Origin of the sequence: Streptomyces sp. HUAS CB01, from assembly GCF_030406905.1 — a bacterium.
Taxonomy (GTDB): Bacteria; Actinomycetota; Actinomycetes; order Streptomycetales; family Streptomycetaceae; genus Streptomyces; species Streptomyces chengbuensis.
The window spans coordinates 2,095,467-2,114,621 of the sequence record NZ_CP129137.1; the positions used below are offsets into that span (position 1 = coordinate 2,095,467).

13 protein-coding genes are annotated in these 19,155 nt (G+C 72.6%); 5 read left to right on the top strand and 8 right to left on the bottom strand.

What is annotated here, in order from left to right; translation table 11 throughout:
- Positions 1–30: 30 nt before the first annotated feature.
- Positions 31–501, bottom strand: a complete 471-nt coding sequence (locus QRN89_RS09330) for a hypothetical protein (protein WP_390702458.1) — start codon at positions 499–501, stop codon at positions 31–33.
- Between the two features lie 100 nt (positions 502–601).
- Here QRN89_RS09330 and QRN89_RS09335 point away from each other — a divergent pair, with 100 nt between their 5' ends.
- The 4 genes from QRN89_RS09335 to QRN89_RS09350 all read left to right on the top strand — a co-directional run bounded on the left by QRN89_RS09335 (position 602) and on the right by QRN89_RS09350 (position 5,509).
- Positions 602–1,414 carry a tyrosine-protein phosphatase gene (locus QRN89_RS09335; protein WP_290348884.1) on the top strand — a complete coding sequence of 271 codons (813 nt, stop codon included), beginning with the start codon at positions 602–604 and terminating at the stop codon, positions 1,412–1,414.
- Positions 1,415–1,444: 30 nt separating this feature from the next.
- Positions 1,445–3,391, top strand: a complete 1,947-nt coding sequence (locus tag QRN89_RS09340; protein WP_435833244.1) for a hypothetical protein — start codon at positions 1,445–1,447, stop codon at positions 3,389–3,391.
- Between the two features lie 143 nt (positions 3,392–3,534).
- Positions 3,535–4,440: a metal-dependent hydrolase gene (locus tag QRN89_RS09345; protein ID WP_290348885.1), complete on the top strand. Its 906-nt coding sequence runs from the start codon at positions 3,535–3,537 to the stop codon at positions 4,438–4,440.
- Between the two features lies 1 nt (position 4,441).
- Positions 4,442–5,509 (top strand): PDR/VanB family oxidoreductase, encoded by a 1,068-nt coding sequence (locus tag QRN89_RS09350; protein ID WP_290348886.1) that lies wholly within the window; start codon positions 4,442–4,444, stop codon positions 5,507–5,509.
- 18 nt (positions 5,510–5,527) lie between these two features.
- Here QRN89_RS09350 and QRN89_RS09355 read toward each other — a convergent pair whose 3' ends face one another.
- The gene (locus QRN89_RS09355; protein WP_290348887.1) at positions 5,528–6,028 is read right to left on the bottom strand and encodes an RBBP9/YdeN family alpha/beta hydrolase; all 501 of its coding nucleotides are present in this window, start codon (positions 6,026–6,028) and stop codon (positions 5,528–5,530) included.
- A 63-nt stretch (positions 6,029–6,091) separates the two neighbouring features.
- Between QRN89_RS09355 and QRN89_RS09360 the strand changes: the two genes are divergently transcribed.
- Positions 6,092–6,829, top strand: coding sequence for a TetR/AcrR family transcriptional regulator (locus QRN89_RS09360; protein WP_290348888.1), 738 nt, complete (start codon positions 6,092–6,094; stop codon positions 6,827–6,829).
- Positions 6,830–6,859: 30 nt separating this feature from the next.
- Here QRN89_RS09360 and pulA read toward each other — a convergent pair whose 3' ends face one another.
- The 6 genes from pulA to QRN89_RS09390 form a co-directional block, all read right to left on the bottom strand.
- Positions 6,860–12,187 carry a pullulanase-type alpha-1,6-glucosidase gene (pulA, locus tag QRN89_RS09365; protein WP_290348889.1) on the bottom strand — a complete coding sequence of 1,776 codons (5,328 nt, stop codon included), beginning with the start codon at positions 12,185–12,187 and terminating at the stop codon, positions 6,860–6,862.
- A 377-nt stretch (positions 12,188–12,564) separates the two neighbouring features.
- Positions 12,565–14,253 (bottom strand): carbohydrate-binding module family 20 domain-containing protein, encoded by a 1,689-nt coding sequence (locus QRN89_RS09370; RefSeq protein ID WP_290348890.1) that lies wholly within the window; start codon positions 14,251–14,253, stop codon positions 12,565–12,567.
- Positions 14,254–14,480: 227 nt separating this feature from the next.
- Positions 14,481–15,578, bottom strand: a complete 1,098-nt coding sequence (locus tag QRN89_RS09375; RefSeq protein WP_390702455.1) for a LacI family DNA-binding transcriptional regulator — start codon at positions 15,576–15,578, stop codon at positions 14,481–14,483.
- Positions 15,563–17,239 (bottom strand): glycoside hydrolase family 13 protein, encoded by a 1,677-nt coding sequence (locus QRN89_RS09380; RefSeq protein ID WP_290348891.1) that lies wholly within the window; start codon positions 17,237–17,239, stop codon positions 15,563–15,565. Before QRN89_RS09380 ends, QRN89_RS09375 begins: the two co-directional genes overlap by 16 nt.
- Before the next feature lie 49 nt (positions 17,240–17,288).
- Positions 17,289–18,137 (bottom strand): sugar ABC transporter permease, encoded by an 849-nt coding sequence (locus tag QRN89_RS09385; RefSeq protein WP_384071523.1) that lies wholly within the window; start codon positions 18,135–18,137, stop codon positions 17,289–17,291.
- Entirely contained in the window at positions 18,134–19,147 is a 1,014-nt protein-coding gene (locus QRN89_RS09390; protein ID WP_290348892.1) for a carbohydrate ABC transporter permease, read from the bottom strand. Before QRN89_RS09390 ends, QRN89_RS09385 begins: the two co-directional genes overlap by 4 nt.
- Positions 19,148–19,155: the final 8 nt, after the last annotated feature.

Below are 19,155 nucleotides of genomic sequence, written 5' to 3' on the forward strand. Positions count from 1 at the left end.
TCCCTCCCCCCCCGATCCTGCGCGGCCTGCTCAGTGATGGCCGGAGTGCTCGTCCTCGTTCCCCCCACTGCCGGCACTGCTCCCCGAGTGCCCGCCATGCGAGGCACCGCTCTCCACGGTCCCACCGAGCCGGCCGCGCAGTGCTGTCACGACCTTCTCGTCGCCCACGGCGACCCACTTCCTGCCGACGAGGTACGAGCCGCCGTAGTCGTTGGCCTCGTTGATCCACTCGCGCTGGCCGCGGTCGGTGGCGAAGGTGGCGAGGACGTACTTGCCGTCCTTCGTCGCGCAGTTCGCCTGCCGCAGCTCCTTCGCGTCCGTCTGGATGTTCGGCTTGCACTCGGCCTGCTTCGCCAGCTGCTCGAGGCTCCCCGTCGCCGTCTTCGGCACGTCGGCGGCCTCGTCCGCGTCCCCGCCGCAGGCGGTGAGGGCCATGGCGGCCGTCAGTGCCAGCGCGGCCAGGGCCTTCGGGGTGGTGCTTCGAGCTCGTTGCGTACTCATCGGGCCATCGTGCCCGGTCGGCGCCCCGGTGTGCAGAGGAACGGGGAGTAACGTGCCGCACGTCGCACCAGCCCCACGTGCACCATGGAGAGCCGCCGCCATGCCCGCGATCCCCGCCACCACCGTCGCCAATCTGCGCGACCTCGGCCCGACCCCGCTCGCGGACGGACGCGTCGTACGCCCCGGGCTGCTGCTGCGGTCCGGGCAGCTCGACCGGATGGACGCCACGGCGGACCCGGCGGTCGCGGCCCTGGGCATCACGACCGTGTTCGACTTCCGGACGGAAGGGGAGCGCCGCGCGCGGCCCGACCGTCTTCCGCCGGGCACCCGGGTGCTGGCGGCCGATGTGCTGGCGGACTTCCTGGCGTCCGGAACGGTGCCCGGGGCCGCACGGCTGAGGGAGGTGCTCGGCGATCCGGCGGCGGCCGAACGGGAGCTGGGTGGGGGCCGGGCGCACGCGCTGTTCGCCGACACCTACCGCGCGTTCGTCTCCACGGAGTCCGCCCGGCGCGGCTACGGGGCGTTCCTGCAGGCCCTGGCCGAGCCGGACGCCGGGACCGTGCTGTTCCACTGCACGGCGGGCAAGGACCGCACCGGCTGGGCCGCGGCCGTCGTGCTGGGCCTGCTCGGGGCGGACGAGGACACCGTCGAGGCGGAGTACCTGTCCGTGAACCCGGCGGTGCGCCAGGCTTTCGCACCGCTCGTGGAGGGTTTCACCGCCCAGGGCGGCGACCCGGAGATCGCGCTCACCCTCGTCGGGGTGACACCGGACTACCTGGCCGCGGCCCGGTCCGAGATGACCAGGCACTACGGCTCGCTGGAGCGGTACGTGAGGGACGGGCTCGGAGTGGGCGACGCGACGGTGGCACGCATCCGCGCCCGTCTCACCGGTCCGGCCGACAAAGACTGGTGACTATCGCAGTATTCGCTCGTTCTGCTGAAGGTGAGCACCCAGGAACTCGCCCCCGCCGCCGTCGACGTGGAGCAGGCCGAGGCCGCGCTCGTGGAGCACTATCCGCGTCTGGTGCGGATCGCCTACCTCGTCCTGCCGCCCTCCCTCGGCCGCAACCGCCGTGTGCTGACGGCCCACTGGATCGTGCAGCGCTCCCTGCCGCGCGGCCGCGCCGCCCGGCTTCCCGAGGCCGGTGAGGCACGGGTCCCGGCCCCGCGCGGAACGGCCGCGCCGGGGTACGCGTACGTTCGCGGTCGGGTGCTGCGGCAGGCGCTGGACGCGGGTCTTCCGCTGCGGCGGCGGGCCTGGCCGAAGCGTGTGCAGTTCCCTCCGCTGCTGCCCCAGGTGTGGGGGCTGCGGCTGTTCCCCCGCTCCGGCGGCGCGGACGAACTCGCCCTGGACCAGCGGCTGTCCGCGCTGTCCGGGGCAGCCCGTGCCGCGTACGTGCTGCGCGCCCTGGAGGGGATGCCGGACGCCGCGGTACGGCAGGTCCTGACCGGCGCCGGGGTCGCGGACCCGCACGCGGCGCTCGCGGCGGCGGACGGGCTCCGCACCCCGATGGGCAGGAGCGCGGTCGCGCTGCTCGGCTCCCCGGAGTTCGACCCCTGCTCCCTGCAGGCCCGGCCGACGGATCTGATGCGCCGCCGCCGGCACGCCAAGGCGGCGCTCGCGGCGGCCGCCGCCGTACTGGTGTCCGGCACTCTGCTGGGCCTGCCCGGGCAGGGCTGGGCGCCGGCGGAGGCGGCCGCCCCGCTCTACGCGCGCCACCCGGCGTCCGAGGCGGCTCTGGACCCGGCGCGGCTGCAGCGGATCGCCCCGCTGGCCTGGCGGAGTTCCAGCCGCACCGACTTCTCCGTGTGGCCCGCCCGCGGTGCGCTGACCGGGGACCACGCGCTGCTGCGCCGGGCGCTGGCCGTCTGGGCGCGGCCCGGTGCGACGGTGCAGGTGTCCGCCACGCCCGGCACCCCGCCGGGGCCGCCGATGGGCGCTCCGCAGCTGCTGTTCGCCGGCGAGGTGGGCCGGGCCCGTGTGGTGCTGTTCCACGACGGGCTGCGCGTCGTGCGGTACGCGGAGCCGGACGAGGGCACGACCGGCGGCCCGGCGCTGGACCTCGCGCGGACCGACTCGGCCGACGCGGCCACCGCGGGGGCGCTGCTCGTCGGCCGCGGTCGCGGGGAGGTCCGCTATCTGACGGCCCCCTGGGTGCACGCGGCCTCGGCGCGGGACCTGCTCGGCCCGGACGCGGGGGCGCGGGCGCTGCGGCGGGACGCGCACGGGGTGACGGAGGCGCTGCCGAGCCCGGCCGAGGCCTCCGAGTGCCGGTCGTGGCATGCGCTGGAGCTGGCCGGGGGTGGCGCACGACGACTGGTCACGGATCTCGGCGAGATCGTCCCGGCCCGGCTGACCTGGGGCCCGCCGCTGTCCGCCGGGGACGTCCCGGACGCACCGGAGGAGGCCCGTACCGCCTGGGCGCGCACCGCCTGTCTGCTGCCGACGATGCGCTCGAACGGGGTGCGGGAGGTCAACGCGTGGCGGTACACGCGCCAGTTGCTGCCCGAGGGCAACGGCAGGGCCGCGTGGCTGTGCACCCGCGCCGAGACCTGGCGCGGCACGGGCGGCCGGGTGCTCGCCCAGTTCCAGCCGCCGTCGTCGGGCCCGGCGGCCGGGTCGCCGGGCGTGGTGGTGGCCCGTTCCGAGGTGTCGCCCGCGTGCGGACCGCGGGATCCGCGGGTACTGGCGGGCGTGTTGTGGAAGTCCCGCACGGGGCAGTGGTACGTGCTGGCGGCGGGCAGTGAGGACGTCACCTCCGTGCGCGCCTCCGGCGGGGTCACGGGCGGCGCGGAAGGCAACCACCTCGTCGTGCCGGCGCGCCAGGGGGTGCGGGTGGAGCTCGACGGACGTCTCACGGACGGCACCCGGGTCCCCGCCCTGCGCTGAGCGGTGCCGGGGACGCACCCTGTCGCTCGCGCTTCCGCGGCCTCCGGGGTCTGTCCCGACCCGGCCCGGCGGGGGGTCCTTCCGGGCCGATTCCTTGCCGCACAACCCTGTTGCGGCGGCGTACCCGTCAGTACATTGACAACATGTCTAATACGCAGCCGGTCACGGTGGCGTCGGAACACACGGCGCTCAAAGCCCGCAAGGTCGCCTTCGCCTGGGAGGACACGCCCCTCCACTGGGTCCCTGGCGACCCCTTCACCACCCACACCATCAATGTGCTGCACCTGCTGCTCCCCGCCGGCGAACGCTGGTTCGTGCACGTCTACAAGCAGGTGCTGCCGCACATCCGCGACGACAGGCTGCGCGAGGACGTCATCGGCTTCATCGGCCAGGAGGCGGTGCACTCCCAGGCCCATGACGACGTACTGCCGCACCTCAGGGCGCTCGGACTCGACCCGACCCCGTACACCGCCCAGGTCGACTGGTTCTTCGAGAAGCTGCTCGGCGACCGGACGCTGCCGCCGGGGAAGGCGCGCAGCTGGTGGCTGAAGGAACGGGTCGCACTGATCGCCGCGATCGAGCACTACACGGCGTTCCTCGGCGACTGGGTGCTCGGGGCCGAGGAGCTCGACCGGCGCGGCGCCGACCCGGTGATGCTCGATCTGCTGCGCTGGCACGGCGCGGAGGAGGTCGAGCACCGCTCGGTGGCCTTCGACCTCTTCATGCACGTCGACGGCAGCTACCGCCGCCGGGTGCGGACCTGGGCCGCGGCCTTCTCCGCCCTCGTCTTCCTCTGGCAACGCGGCATCCGCTTCTTCATGGAGAACGACCCCGCACTGCTCGACCGCAGGGCGAGCTTCCGCGACTTCTACGACGGCGGCAGGCGGGGCGTCCTGCCCTCCACCCCCGCGATGCTGCGCTCGATCCCGCGCTACCTCAGCCGTACGTACCACCCGAGCCAGGAGGGCAGCACCGCGCAGGCGCTCGCCTACCTCGCCTCCTCCCCCGGCGCCAACGGCCTGCCCCACGGCCCGGACGGGGGCCGCTGACGTGCCCCGTCCGCTGACCGTGGCCCTCGTCGCCGGCGGCGCCCTGCTCGCCCGGCGGGCCCTGCGGCGCCGCATCGGGGCCTCCCCGCTGTGGCCGATGCCCGCGCTGGAGGAGCCGATCTCGGGCCGGCGCCGCGAGGCCCGCCGGTCCGCCTCGTACCGCGTGCTGGTCACCGAACGCACCGAGCCCGCCGAGGGCGTGGTCCGGCTCCGTCTGGAGGGAGCGGATCTGCCGCCCTGGGAGCCGGGGGCGCACATCGACGTCGTCCTGCCCTCCGGCGCCGTACGGCAGTACTCGCTGTGCGGGGACCCGGGCGACGGCGGCGCGTACACCATCGCCACCAGGGTGCTGGAGGACGGCCGCGGTGGTTCACGCGAGGTGCGTGAACAGCTGCACGAGGGAACGGAGATCGAGATCCGGGGCCCGCGCAACCGCTTCCCGCTGGTCGACGCGCCCTCGTACGTCTTCGTCGCAGGAGGCATCGGCATCACGCCCGTCCTGCCGATGGTGCGGGCCGCGGAGCGTGCGGGCGCCCACTGGCGGCTGCTGTACTGCGGGCGCAGCCGGGCCTCGATGCCGTTCCTCGACGAGCTGGAGAGGACGGCGGGCGGGGCCGGCGGACGGGTGACGGTCGTCGCCGAGGACGAGTCGGGGCGGCCCGGACTGGCGTTCCTCGACGGACTGCCGGCGGAGACGGCCGTGTACTGCTGTGGACCCGAGAGTCTGATGGACGCGGTCGCCGGTGCGCTGGGCGAGGGCCGCGAGCCGCATCTGGAGCGGTTCACCGCCCCGGCGGCGGTGCCCGGCGGGGCGTTCGCGCTGGAACTGCGCCGCTCCGGCCGGGTGCTGACCGTCCCGGCCGACCGCTCGGTGCTCGCCGTCGTACGGGACGAACTGCCGAACGTCTCCTACTCCTGTACGCAGGGGTTCTGCGGCACCTGCCGACAACGGGTCGTCGAGGGCGAGGTCGACCACCGCGACGAGCTGCTCACGGACGCCGAGCGCGAGGACTCGATGCTGATCTGCGTCTCGCGCTGCCGCGGCGACCGGCTCGTCCTTGACCTGTAGCGGGCCTCGCCGAACCGCTCAGGGCAGCAGCAGCCAGTCCGCCGCCAGGGCCGCCGCCAGGCCCGCGCCCAGCAGATACGTCCCCAGCCGGGTGCGGCCGTGGCGGCTCAGCTCGATGACGATCCCGCACAGGATCATGGCCAGTCCGTACACCCCGACCACGAGGACCGACGTGCGGCTGGCCAGCCGTACCGCCAGGACCGCGCCCAGCGCCACGAGCACGACGGACGCCGCGGCGATCCGGAGCGTCCGGGCCTGGCGAGGGGTCATGCCCTCCGGCTCCGGTGCGTCCGGGTCCGCGTCCGCGTCCCCGGGCGCACCCGCAGGTGCCGACGCGTCCACGGGCGCACCCGCGGGTGCCGACGCGTCCACGGGCGCAACCGCAGGTGCCGACACGTCCACGGGCGCAACCGCGGGCGCCGACACGTCCACGGGCGCAACCGCGGGCGCCGACGCGTCCACGGGCGCAACCGCAGGTGCCGGCGCGTCGGCAGGTGTCTCCTGGTCAGAAGCGGTCATGTTCCCGGAGCGTACCCGCCGAGCGGCGGCCGGCGTCCGACGCCCGGCCGTTAGGCTGTTCGCATGACGACCGGGGTTCGCCGCAGGATGGGCGTCGAAGAGCGCAGGCAGCAGCTGATCGGGGTGGCGCTGGAACTGTTCAGCCACCGCTCCCCCGACGAGGTGTCGATCGACGAGATCGCCGCCGCCGCGGGTATCTCGCGCCCGCTCGTCTACCACTACTTCCCCGGCAAGCAGAGTCTGTACGAGGCGGCGTTGCGGCGGGCGGCGGAAGACCTCGCGAACCGCTTCACGGAGCGGCACGAGGGCCCGCTCGGCGGACGGCTGCTGAGGGTGATGCGCCGGTTCTTCGACTTCGTCGACGAGCACGGGCCGGGCTTCTCGGCGCTGATGCGGGGCGGTCCCGCGGCCGGCATCGGCACCACCAGCGCGGTGATCGACGGGGTCCGTCAGGCGGCCTACGAGCAGATCATGGCCCACCTCGGCGTCACGGACCCGGCGCCGCGGCTGCGGCTGGTGGTCCGGTCCTGGGTGTCCCTGGCCGAGTCCACGGCGCTGATCTGGCTGGACGGGCGGGACGTGCCGCGCGCGGAGCTGGAGCTCCAACTGGTCCACGACTTCGCGGCGCTGGTGGCGGTGCCCGCGGCGTACGACCCGGACATGGCGGCCGTGCTGATGCGCATCATGCGGGACGAGCCGGCCGACGGCCCCTTCGGGGAGCTCGTCGGCCGGCTCGTGGACCTCGTGCCGCGGGCGCCGTCGCCGGCGCCCGCGACCCGGGTTCCGCAGCAGCGCGCCTGAGCCCGGAGGGCCCCGGCGCGCCGCCGTGCGTCAGCCGCGGGCGAAGACGGCGACCGTGCGTCCCGGTACCGCGAAGGTGCCGGTGGCGCCGTCGTACGACGCCGACTTGACCACCGCGTCGGCGCCTCCGGCCTGGACCGGGTGCAGCCCGTAGGACGTGCCCGCGAGGGCGCCGATCCGCTGGGTCTGCCGGTCCGGCGTGGCGTTGAAGACCACGACCAGGTCGCCGAGGCGCATGGTGATCACGCCCGGGGTCTCGTCCTTCCCCGACAGCGGGAAGGACAGGGCCGACTGCACCTCCTCGGCCGAGCCGAGTCCGAACGCGTCCTCCGTCGTGCGGATCCTCAGCAGATCGCGGTAGGCGGCGGAGGTGCCGGTGATCTCCGCGCAGCCGGGCTTCAGCGTGGGCGCGGTCAGCAGCGGCTTGGCGTACGGCCACTTGGCCTTGTTGTCGGCCGCCGGCGGCAGGCCGCGGCCGAAGCCGTTGCCGTCGCGGCAGTCCCAGTGGACGGGGTTGAACCAGTCGCCGCTGTCGTAGGAGTTGCGGTCCAGCGACTTCGACCGGAGGAGGTCGGTGCCGGCCTGGGACAGCGCGGGCCCCTGCGAGAGCGCGGCCGTCGCCATGGCGAGGACCTGCATCCGGGCGCGGCCGGACGCGGAGACGGACGGCGGCAGCTTGAAGGCCAGTGCGTCGTAGAGCGTCTCGTTGTCGTGTGCGTCCGCGTAGGCCAGGGCGTCACCGGGCACGGCCGAGTAGCCCGCCGGTGAGCCGTTGTAGTCGACCTCGGAGCCCTTGACCGTACGGCCCCGGGTGTCGGTGAAGGTGTACGACGCCAGGTTCCCGGACAGCCCGACCTTGATCAGGTCCTGGTAGTGCAGCAGCCGCGCCCTCTGCTCGGCCGGGGTGCCGTTGGCCCCGGAGGCGTTGGGCTCCGTGAACAGACCGGAGGCGAAGCCCTGGACGCCCGGGTCCTCGTCGAACGGGCCGCCGCCGCGGACGGCGTCCCGTGCCCGGTCGGAGAAGGTGGCGATCCCCGTGCCGGCCATGTTCTTCTGGGTGGCCTGGACGAAGCGGACGTCGTCCGCGATCTCGCCGAAGTTCCAGCCCTCCCCGTAAAGGATGATCTTCTTCCCGTCAACGCCGTCCTTCTCGACGGTGAGCGAGTCGAGGGCCTTGCGGACGGCGAGCATGTTCGCCTTCGGGTGGTGGCCCATCAGGTCGAACCGGAAGCCGTCGACCTTGTAGTCCTTCGCCCAGGTGACGACCGAGTCCACGACGAGCTTGCCCATCATGGTGTTCTCGGGCGCGGTGTTGGCGCAGCAGGTGGACGTGGCCACGGATCCGTCGTCGAGGAGCCGCTGGTAGTAGCCGGGGACGATCCGGTCCAGCACGGACTTCTCCGACTGGCCGCTCGCGACGGTGTGGTTGTAGACGACGTCCATGACGGTGCGCAGTCCGGCGCCGTTGAGCCCCTGCACCATCCGCCGGAACTCGACCGTGCGGCGCGTGCCCTCGGGGTCGGAGGCGTAGGAGCCCTCGGGGACGGTGTAGTGCAGCGGGTCGTAGCCCCAGTTGTAGGCGTCCTTCGCGGCCGCCTTCGCGACGCAGGCCTGCTGCTCCTCGGAGTCCGGCGCGTACACCTTCAGATCGCAGTCCGGCACCGCCTGGTCCGACTTCCTCTCCGGGATGGTCCCGATGTCGAAGGCGGGCAGCAGATGGACGTAGGAGGTGCCGCTCCTCGCGAGCGACGCCAGGTGCTTCATCCCGGCCGAGTCGCGCTCGGTGAAGGCCAGATAGCCGCCCTTGTGCTTGGCGGTGCGGTCGGCGACCGAGAAGTCGCGGACGTGCAGCTCCTGGATCTGGGCGTCCTTCAGCGGCGCGGCGGCGGGCTTGCGCAGTGTGGACCAGCCCTCGGGCGCGAGCTTCGGGTCGGCGAGGTCGACGACGAGGCTGCGGGCGGAGTCGGTGGTGAGGGCGGTGGAGTACGGGTCGGTGACCTTGTTGGTGACCAGCTTCCGCACGCTGGGCGCCCAGACGGTCACGGCGTACCGGTAGGGCTTGCCCCGCCAGCTCGCCGGGCCGGTGACCGACCAGACGCCGGAGGCGTCGTCGCGGCGCATCGGGACGGTCTTCCCGTCGAGTTCGAGGGCGACCTTGCGCGCGGTGGGCGCCCACACGGACAGCGTCGGGCTGCCCTTGCGGAACACCGGGCCGAGCGCGGCCTTCTGCGCCCTGCCCGCGTAGAGGTCGTCGAGCACGCCCGGGATCTGCACGCCGGTGGCGGCGAGCAGGGCGCCCGCCGCGTTGCGCTGGGTGGCGATCAGCTGGCCGCGCAGGGCCTCCTCGACGCGGTCGCGGTCGCGCGGGTCGACGGTGAAGGCGGGGAAGTCCTTCAGGTGCGGGAACTTCGCCTTCTGGGCGTCGGTCAGCGTCGACGGGGCGAGGCGCAGCCACTGCCCCTCGTCGGAGAGCGCACCGTCGACCACGTCGATGCCGCCGCCGGGTGCGTACACGAGCTGCTGGCTGGTGGCGTCGGTCGCCTTCACCTTCCAGACGACGGTGTCGCGGTCGATGAACTGCGCCTCGGCCTTCGACAGGTCCGGGGCGGGCACGCCGCCGCTCATGGGGAGCAGGTACTCCGGCTGCCCGGCGAGCATCCACACCTCGCGGCCGTGGCCGCCGAAGGACAGCGACTGGTCGGTCGGCAGGTCCTTCTGGTCGCCCTTGTGGACGATGTAGCTGAGCGAGTCGGCGCCGTCGGCGAGCGGGACCTCGAAGGTGACGCCGTACGCGTCCTTCCGCACCGGCATCAGCGGCTTCGACCAGTCGGTGGGCTCGGCGGCGCCGGTCCAGGTGTGCAGGCCCCAGCCGTCGTAGTCACCGTCGGGCCGGTGGTAGTGGAGCACGGCCTTCTTCGTGTCCTGCGGCGGGCGGGCGCCGTCGGGAGCGGTGTCGGACTGGCCGTCCTGGCCCTGCGTGATCCAGACCTCGCCGGTGCGGCCGAGGTCGATGCTGCGCTGCGGCCCGTCGGCCGTGCCGCCCTTCTCGACGGTGTACGAGAGGGTGGAGGCGCCCTCGGGGACCTTGACCCAGGCGAAGGCGCCCCAGGCGTCGCGGCCGGTGAACGCGGCCGTGGTCCCGGCGGCCTTCAGCTGCGCTCCGTCGTAGTCCCCGTCGGCGCGCCTGTAGTGGACGACCGCGTGGGTGCGTTCCACGGCCGTGGGCCTCTCCGGCGGCGGGACCTGGCCGGCCGTGGTGGCGGCGAGGGCGCTCGCGGTGCGGCCGAGGCTGTCGACGACGACCGCCTTGTAGCGCAGGGGCGTTCCGGCGGGTGCCGTGATGTGCTGGGTGACCTTGTACGGGGCGTGGTCGGCGGTGCCGAGGGTGCGCCAGGCGCCGTTGCCCACCTGCGCCGCGAACACGACCCGGTTGAGCCGGCCGCCCTCGGGGTCGGCGGAGATCTCCACGGTGCCGGTGGCCCCGGCGGCCGGCGCCTTCAGGGTGAGGGACGGCTTCGCTGCGGGAGGCGCGAGGGGCCCGGTCGCGCGCAGCACTAGGGACGACAGCGCGGGCACGGTGACGGTGACCCGGCCGCCCGTGGCGCGGACGGCGCCGGAACCGCCGTACAGGACACGGAAGTCCGCCGAGTCCACGGGCAGGGTCACGGTCTTCGCGGTCGTGGCGTTGTTGACGGCCACCAGGTACTCGACGGCTCCCGTGCGCTTCGTCGCGTCGGTGCGGGAGAAGGCGTACACGGAGTCCCTCGCGTACCGCTCCTGCTGGACACCGTCGCGCAGCGCCGGGTGCTCACGGGTGAGCTTCGACAGCGCGGCGATCGAGCGGTAGACGGGGTGGGTGGTGTCGTACGCGTCGTCGGCGTGGGTGCGGTCCGTGCCGAGCTGGTCGTCGTCGAGGTAGTCGGCGGTCTTCGAGGCGAAGAGGGTCTGGCGGGCGTCCTTGTCGCCGCCGGCGCCGGTGAAGCCCTGCTCGTCGCCGTAGTAGACGACGGGGTTGCCGCGGCTGAGGAACATCAGCTCGTTGGCGAGGCGGGCCCGCTTCAGCAGTTCGGCGTCCCCGGCTCCGGGGTTGTCCTGCTTCAGGAAGGTGCCGATGCGGCCCATGTCGTGGTTGCCGAGGAAGGTCACCTGCTCGTAGGCGTTGGCCTTGTCGGTGGTGTACCGGTGGTCGTCGGCGAAGACCTTGGCGAGCCGCCCGGCGTCGGCGCCCTGCGAGGCGTAGGCGCGGGCCGCGTCCTGGAGGGGGAAGTCGAGGGTGGAGTCCAGCCGGCCCCGGGTGACGTACGGCGAGGTCACGGCGGTGTCGGCGGAGAACACCTCGCCGAACATGAAGAAGTCCTCACGGCCCTGCCTCGCCGCGTACGCGTCCAGCGCGGTCGCCCACTGGGTCCAGAAGTCCAGGTCGACGTGCTTGACCGTGTCGATGCGGAAACCGTCGATGTCGAAGTCGCGGACCCACTTCTCGTAGATCCGCTTCATGCCGTCGACGACCTCGGGCCGTTCGGTCCACAGGTCGTCCAGCCCGACGAAGTCGCCGTACTCGGCGCTCTCCCCGGCCCAGGTGGAGTCGCCCCGGTTGTGGTACATCGTCGGGTCGTTGAGCCACGCCGGGACCTTGGTGACGGCGCCCTCCCCCTTGACCGGGGTGTACGGGAAGGAGTCGGCGTCGACCGCGCCGCGCGGGATCCCCTCGCGGTCGTCGAAGGGGCGGCCGTCCTTGTCGAGGTACGGGTGGGAGCCCTTGGGGCGGTAGCCGTACGCCTTCTCGGCGTAGTCGACGGTGTCGGCGGTGTGGTTCGTGATGACGTCGAAGAAGACCTTCATGCCCTTGGCATGGGCCTTGTCGATCAGCCTCTCCAGGTCCCGGTTGGTGCCGAAGTGCGGGTCGACCTGGGTGAAGTCGGTGATCCAGTAGCCGTGGTAACCGGCCGAGGCGTCCTTGCCGCTGCCCTGGACGGGGCGGTTCTTGAAGATCGGCGCGAGCCAGATGGCGGTCGTGCCGAGGCCCTTGATGTAGTCCAGCCGCTGGGTGAGGCCCTTGAGGTCGCCGCCCTGGTAGAAGCCCTTGTCGGTGGGGTCGTAACCGGTCCGCAGACGCGAACCGGTCAGCCCGCCGCGGTCGTTGGACCGGTCGCCGTTCGCGAACCGGTCCGGCAGCACGAAGTAGAACTGCTCGCGGGTCAGATCGTGGCGGGCGGGCTGTGCGGCGAGCCGCGCGTCGGAGGGTGGCGCGGGCGGCTTCGCCGCCGCGGCGGGCACGGCGGGCGCGAGCGCGGCGCAGACGGCGACGGCCAGGCCGGCCGCCACCGTTCTGCGCCGACCGCGCGAGGGGGGTATCACGAGGGTTCTCCTCACTGGTCTGGACTCGTCGGAACTCGTGTCGGATCGGAACGCGTCTGAGCCCGTGGACCCGGGCTCGGGCCCGTGGCTCGCGGGGGCTCGTCGCTATGGGCCCGTTGCTCGGGGCCTGTTGCTCGGGGCCTGTTGCTCGGGGGCTCTTCGGGGCTGGTCGGGACTCTTCGGACCGCTCGGGGACCGGTCGGGATCGGAGAGGCTGTGCGGCAGGCCGTGGAGCTCACCCGCGCCGCCCGGCGGGCCTGCCCGGCCGCCGGATCCGGGCGGCACGGCCGTGGTGGATGCTCACCCGGCCGCGCCGCCCGGGGCGGGACGGGCGGCGGTGCGGCGGCCGTCCACCGGCGCCGCGCCGCCCCCCTGGTTCAGGACCTCCAGGTGTCGTTGAGGCTCACCCTGCCGGTGGGCGGGACCGTCGCCGTGCGGTTCGCCCCGGTCTCCCAGGTGACGTTGCCCGCGCCGTCCTTGCGCAGGTACTTGTACTGGAAGGAGGTCCCGGCGGGGAGGCCGGCGTCGAGCTTCCACACGGGGTAGGCCGCCGGGTCGAGCTTGAGGGCGCCGCCGGGGTTCCAGTTGCCGAGGGCCGCCTGGTCGCCGGTGACGTAGATGTCCTGGCCGGGCACGGTCGTGGCGTTGACCGCGAACGAGGCGCCGGAGGCGGACGCCGAGCCGCCGCAGTTCCTGGCCCCGGAGTGCAGGGCGACCGCCGTGTTGGCGCCCAGCGTCCGGGTGAACTGGCCCGCGCTGTTCACCGTGACGCCCGTGCCCGACTGGACGTCGCAGTAGTCGCCGGCCGGGAGGGAGGTCTGGAAGGTCCGGGTCAGCGCCGAGGTCTCGTGGTTGATGGCGACGTACGCCTTGTCGCCCCGGCCGAACGCGATCGCGTCGGCGCCGTTGTCCCACCAGTTCGTGACGCCCTGACCGCGGGCCACGTTCCGGAAGGCGACCATGGAGGAGATCTCGCGCCAGGCGTGCTGGCACTTCCAGCCGTCGCTGTAGCAGGCGTTCACCGTGCCGCCGTTGGGCGGGCCGGCGTCCTTGTCGGACCACTCGTAGCCGGAGTGGACGTCCGGCGCGCCGTACGGCCAGGCCAGCATGAAGACGTTCGCCAGGGTGTAGTCGGCGCCGTCCTTGTAGTTGAGCGTGTCGCCGCCGCGCTCGGTGTCGTGGTTGTCGACGAAGACGGCGGACTTGCCGCTCGTCATGTAGCCCCAGCCCTCGCCGAAGTTCTTGAGGTACGCCAGGTTCTCGTTCTTGAGGACGCGCTTGAGGTCGCGGGCGTAGCGGAACTCCTGCACATCGCCGTTGCCGAGGTACTCGTCGGGCTGGACGGCCTCGCCGGCGCCGTGGATGGCCTCCTGCTTCCAGTACACGCCCGGGTTGCTGAGCCTGGCCTTGATCGCGGCCAGGTCGGCGGCCGGCATGTGCTTGGCGGCGTCGACGCGGAAGCCGTCGACTCCGAGCGACAGCAGGTCGTTCATATAGCCCGCGATCTTGTTGCGGACGTACTCCTCGCCGGTGTCGAGGTCGGCGAGCCCGACGAGCTCGCAGTTCTGGACGTTGGCGCGGTCCTGGTAGTTGGTGATCTGCGCGGTGCAGTCGTCCATGTCCGGCGCCGAGTACAGGCCGGGATAGCCGTACTTGGTGTACGACGAGCCGCCCGTGCCCGTGCCGTTCCCGGCCGCCATGTGGTTGATGACGGTGTCGACGACGACCTTGACGCCCGCCGAGTGGCAGGCGTTGACCATGTTCGTGAAGGCGGCGCGGTCGCCCAGCCGCCCCGCGATCCGGTAGCTGACGGGCTGGTACGACGTCCACCACTGCCCGCCCTGTATGTGCTCCTGGGGCGGGGAGACCTGGACGTATCCGTACCCGGCCGGTCCCAGGGTGCCGGTGCACGCCTGGGCGACCGAGTCGAAGCGCCATTCGAAGAGGACGGCGGTGACGTCCTTGGTTCCGGGCGGGGCCGCCTGTGCTGCCCCGGGTGGCGCGATCACCGCGGCGGCCGTGCCCGCCACGACGGCGAGCGCGGCAGCCAGAGATCTGCTGGCCATGTGCTTCCTCCTGCGGCTCAGGAAGGGAGGTGGGAGGTTGGTGACGAGGACTCCGGGTGGGGGTTGAATGTTCTTGCTGCAAAACTGAAAGAGCCCTCTGCGCAGGTGACCGTAGGCCCGAACGGTTGCCCGGTCAACCGTCAGGACACATCCGGGAAACACGAACGCCATCTGCCTGCAAGGTTTTTCACCCTGCGGACAGATGGCGTGACGGCCGTCCCGGCCGGTCAGCTCCGCGCGCGCGCCGTCGAGCCGCGCACCACCAGCTCCGGCTGGAAGACGTACTCGGTGCTGGGCACGGGGTTTCCGCGGATCTCCTCCAGCAGCGCGCCGACCGCCGCCGACGCCATGGCCTGGACCGGTTGCCGCACGGTCGTCAGCGGTGGGTCGGTGAAGGGGATCAGCGGCGAGTCGTCGTACCCGACCACCGACACGTCGCCCGGTACGCCCAGGCCTCGCTCGCGGGCCGCCCGGATCACCCCGAGCGCCATCATGTCGCTGCCGCAGACGATTCCGGTGCAGCCCGCGTCGATGAGTTCGGCGGCGGCCGCGTGACCGCCCTCCACACTGAACAGGGTGTGCCGGACGTACCGTTCGGCGTCCGGGCCGGCCGCCGCCAGGAACCCCTCGGTCTTCCGGCGCGACGGCACATAGCGCACCGGCCCGACCGCCAGCCCGATGCGCTCGTGGCCGAGCTCGGCGAGATGGCGCACGGCCATGCCCGCGGCCATGTGGTCGTCGGGCGAGACGAACGGCGCGGAGACCTGCTCGTTCCAGCCGTTGATGAGCACGAACGGGACGCGACGCGCGGCCAGTTCGGCGTAGCGGCCCTGGTCGGCGGCCGTGTCGGCGTGGAGTCCCGAGAGGAAGACGATTCCGTCGACGCCGCTCTCCTCCAGCTGTTCGACGAGTTCGTCCTCGCTGGCCCCGCCGGGCTGCTGGCAGCACAGCACGGGGGTGTAGCCGTGCCCGGCCAACACCTGCTCGATGACCTGGGCGAACGCCGGGAAGATCGGGTTGGTGAGTTCGGGAACCACCAGCCCGATCAGTCCCGCGCTGCGCCGCCGCAGCCGCACCGGACGCTCGTAGCCGAGGATGTCGAGCGCCGCGAGCACCCGGGTGCGGGTCGCCGCCGACACGCCGGGCTTGCCGTTGAGGACACGGCTGACCGTGGCCTCGCTGACGTCCGCCTGCACGGCGATGTCGGCGAGCCGGGGAGCGGCCGCCCCCGCGCTGCCCCGAGGGCCTCGCGTCCGGATCGTGCCGGGCTCGGCCTGATCCGGACGCGGGGCCCTCGGCCCGGGGAGCGTCACACCGTCCACCACGCCGTGGCGTCCGCGGGCAGGACGGCGAAGCCGTCGTTCACCGCGACCGGCGCACTGGCCAGCAGGAGCGCGCCGGGTGCGGGGAGGCGGACCGGCGCGCCCGTGGTGTTGGTGGTGCAGACGAACCCCTCGCGGGACAGGGCCAGGACGCCGTCAGGTGCGTCCAGCCATGTCACCGCCTCACCCGCGCCGAGGCCCGGGTGCTCCCGCCGGGCGGCGAGTGCCGCCCGGTAGAGCTCGAGGGTGGAGCCGGGCACCCCGGTCTGCGCCTCCACGCTCAGCTCGGCCCACTCGGCCGGCTGCGGGAGCCAGCTGCCGCCGCTGCCGAAGCCGTACGAGGAGCCCTCGCGGGTCCACGGGATCGGCACCCGGCAGCCGTCGCGGAACCCGTCCTGCCCCTCCGCCCGGAAGAACGACGGGTCCTGGCGCACCTCGTCCGGCAGGTCGGTGACGTCCGGCAGGCCCAGCTCCTCGCCCTGGTAGACGTACGCCGAGCCGGGCAGCGCCAGCATCAGCAGCGTGGCCGCGCGGGCGCGGCGCAGACCGAGCTCGCGGTCGCCCTGCTCGCGCAGCTGGGTGCCGAGGCCCGGCGGGTTGCCGAAGCGGGTGGCGTGCCGGGTGACGTCGTGGTTGGACAGCACCCAGGTGGTGGGCGCCCCGACCGGGCGCATCGCGGCGAGCGAGCCGTCGATGACCTCGCGCAGCTCCTTCTCGTCCCAGTTGGTCGTCAGGTACTGGAAGTTGAAGGCCTGGTGCATCTCGTCGGGGCGGACGTACAGCGCGGTGCGCTCCACGGTCGGGGTCCACGCCTCGGCGACGAGGACGCGCTCGCCCTCGTACTCGTCGAGGATCCGCCGCCAGGAGCGGTAGATCTCGTGGACGCCGTCCTGGTCGAAGAACGGCATGACATCGTTTCCGAGCAGCTTCAGCTGGTCCCCGGAGCCGATGTCGGGCAGACCGGGCGCCTTGACCAGGCCGTGGGCGACGTCGACGCGGAAGCCGTCGGCGCCCAGGTCCAGCCAGAAGCGGAGGATCGAGCGGAACTCGTCCTGGACGGCCGGGTGCTCCCAGTTGAAGTCCGGCTGCTCCGGGGCGAACAGGTGCAGGTACCACTCGCCGGGGGTGCCGTCCGGGTTCGCCGTCCGGGTCCAGGCCGGGCCGCCGAAGATCGACTCCCAGTCGTTGGGCGGCAGTTCGCCGTCCGCGCCCTTGCCGGGCCGGAAGTGGAACCGCTCGCGCAGGCGGGAGCCGGGGCCCTCGCGCAGCGCCTGCCGGAACCAGTCGTGCTGGTCCGAGCAGTGGTTGGGCACGAGGTCGACGATGATGCGCAGGTCCAGGGCGTGGGCACTGCGGATCAGGGCGTCGGCGTCGTGGAGCGTGCCGAACATCGGGTCGATGGCACGGTAGTCGGCGACGTCGTAGCCCGCGTCGGCCTGTGGGGAGGCGTAGAACGGGCTGAGCCAGACCGCGTCGACGCCGAGCTCCTTGAGGTACGGGAGCCGGCTGCGTATCCCGGCGAGATCGCCCATGCCGTCGCCGTTGCCGTCGGCGAAGCTGCGCGGATAGACCTGGTAGATCACCGCGTCCCGCCACCATGGCGCAGGCTCGGCACGGTGGCCGGACGTCGTCGCGGTGGCGGGGGCAGCGAGGTGCTGGGTCATTTCATCCCTGGGATGGTGGTGGTTGGGGGGAACGTACGGCACGTGCGGGTCAGCCCTTGACTGCGCCCGCCGACACGCCCGTGACCAGATGGCGCTGCGCGAAGAGGAAGACGATCGCGGCCGGGATGGCGATCAGCACGGAGGCCGCGGTCATCGGCCCCCACTGGGCGCCGTACTGGTTGACGAACTTCTGCAGTCCGCCGGCGAGGGTCAGGTTCTCGTCGCCGACCATGAAGGCCGAGGCGTACGCGACCTCGCCCCACGCGGTGATGAACGAGTAGAAGGCCGTGACCGCGATGCCGGGCTTGGCGAGGGGCAGGATGAGCCGCCAGAAGGTGCCGAACGGGGTGAGCCCGTCGACCTGCCCCGACTCGTCGATCTCGCGCGGGATGGTGTCGAAGAACCCCTTCATCATCCAGGCGCAGAAGGGCACCGCGATGGTGAGGTACGTGATGACGAGGCCGGCCGGCTCGTTGAGCAGGCCCAGGTTCGACATGATGTTGTAGATCGGCACGATGAGGACCGCGACCGGGAACATCTGGGTGATCAGCAGCGTCCACATCAGTCCCCGCTTGCCGGGGAAGCGGAAGCGGCTGACGGCGTAGCCGGTGGTGGCGGCCACGAAGACGCCGAGGACCGTGGTGAGGCCGGCGACGAGCAGCGAGTTGCCGAACCAGGTCAGGAACTCGGTGTCCTCCAGCAGCTTCGTGTAGTTCTCGAGCGTCGTCTCCTTCACGAAGTCCGTGGTGGTCGCGTAGCTCGCCGGCTTCAGCGAGGTCAGCAGCACCCACAGCACCGGGAAGACGGCGATCACGGAGGCGACGAGCAGCGTGAGGTGGAGCCCCGCCGAGGCGAGCGGCGAGCGGCGGCCGCGCGCCGGGACGTTGGTCGTGGTCACCAGGTTTCTCCCTGCTTGCGGAGGACGCGCTGGTAGACAGCGGCGAAGACCATCAGGAGGACGAGGATCAGCACGCCCCAGGTGGAGGACTGGGCGAAGTCGCGCGGACTGATCTCGAACGAGAACTTGTACGCCTGGGTGACCAGGATCTGGGTGGCCTCACCGGGACCGCCCCGGGTGAGCAGGAAGATCACCGGGAACATGTTGAAGGTCCAGATGGTGCTCAGCAGGACGACGGTGGTGGACACCGACCGCAGCCCGGGCATGGTGATGTTGCGGAACCGCTGCCAGGCGTTGGCGCCGTCCATCTCGGCGGCCTCGTAGAGCTCGCCGGGGATGGACTGCAGTCCGCCGAGCAGGGCGACCATCATGAACGGGACGCCGAGCCAGACGTTGACGGCGATCACCGAGAACTTGGCCCAGGTCGGGTCGTTGAGCCACGGCACCGCGTCGATGCCGCCGCCCGCGAGGAGCTTGTTGAGCAGGCCGTTGTCCTCGTTGTAGAGGAAGCGCCAGGCGAAGACGGAGACGAAGCCGGGCACGGCCCACGGCAGGATCAGCATCATCCGGTAGAACGACCGGCCGGCGATCCTGCGGTTGAGGATGTTGGCGAGGGCGAGGCCCAGACCGAACGTGACGGCCACGCAGGAGACCGTCCACACCAGCGTCCACCCGAGGGTGTCCAGGAACTGGCTGCCGGTGAGCGCGTCGGCGTAGTTGTCGAGCCCGACGAATTCGTACGTCGCGGGGAGGTGGTTCACCCCGATCGACCGCTCGACGTTCCGCTCGTTGGCGTTCGTCAGCGACAGGTAGACGCCGCGGACGAGCGGATAGCCGATGATCACGCCGATCACGATCACCACCGGGGCGACCATGGTCCAGGCGTACCAGTGCGTGGAGAGGGAGCGGCGGAGCTTGCCGGGCGCTCCTGCGGAGTCGCGGCGACGGCCGCGGGCCCTCCCGGGCTCCGCGGCCTTCGCCACCGACTGGCCGCTGGTGTGGACAGCCATCGGTCGGT

Excerpts from the sequence above, each read along its gene's own strand:
- QRN89_RS09330 (WP_390702458.1), bottom strand. The coding sequence starts at position 501 with ATGAGTACGCAACGAGCTCGAAGCACCACCCCGAAGGCCCTGGCCGCG.
- QRN89_RS09335 (WP_290348884.1), top strand. The coding sequence starts at position 602 with ATGCCCGCGATCCCCGCCACCACCGTCGCCAATCTGCGCGACCTCGGC.
- QRN89_RS09345 (WP_290348885.1), top strand. The coding sequence starts at position 3,535 with ATGTCTAATACGCAGCCGGTCACGGTGGCGTCGGAACACACGGCGCTC.
- QRN89_RS09355 (WP_290348887.1), bottom strand. The coding sequence starts at position 6,028 with ATGACCGCTTCTGACCAGGAGACACCTGCCGACGCGCCGGCACCTGCG.
- QRN89_RS09360 (WP_290348888.1), top strand. The coding sequence starts at position 6,092 with ATGACGACCGGGGTTCGCCGCAGGATGGGCGTCGAAGAGCGCAGGCAG.
- QRN89_RS09370 (WP_290348890.1), bottom strand. The coding sequence starts at position 14,253 with ATGGCCAGCAGATCTCTGGCTGCCGCGCTCGCCGTCGTGGCGGGCACG.
- QRN89_RS09380 (WP_290348891.1), bottom strand. The coding sequence starts at position 17,239 with ATGACCCAGCACCTCGCTGCCCCCGCCACCGCGACGACGTCCGGCCAC.
- QRN89_RS09390 (WP_290348892.1), bottom strand. The coding sequence starts at position 19,147 with ATGGCTGTCCACACCAGCGGCCAGTCGGTGGCGAAGGCCGCGGAGCCC.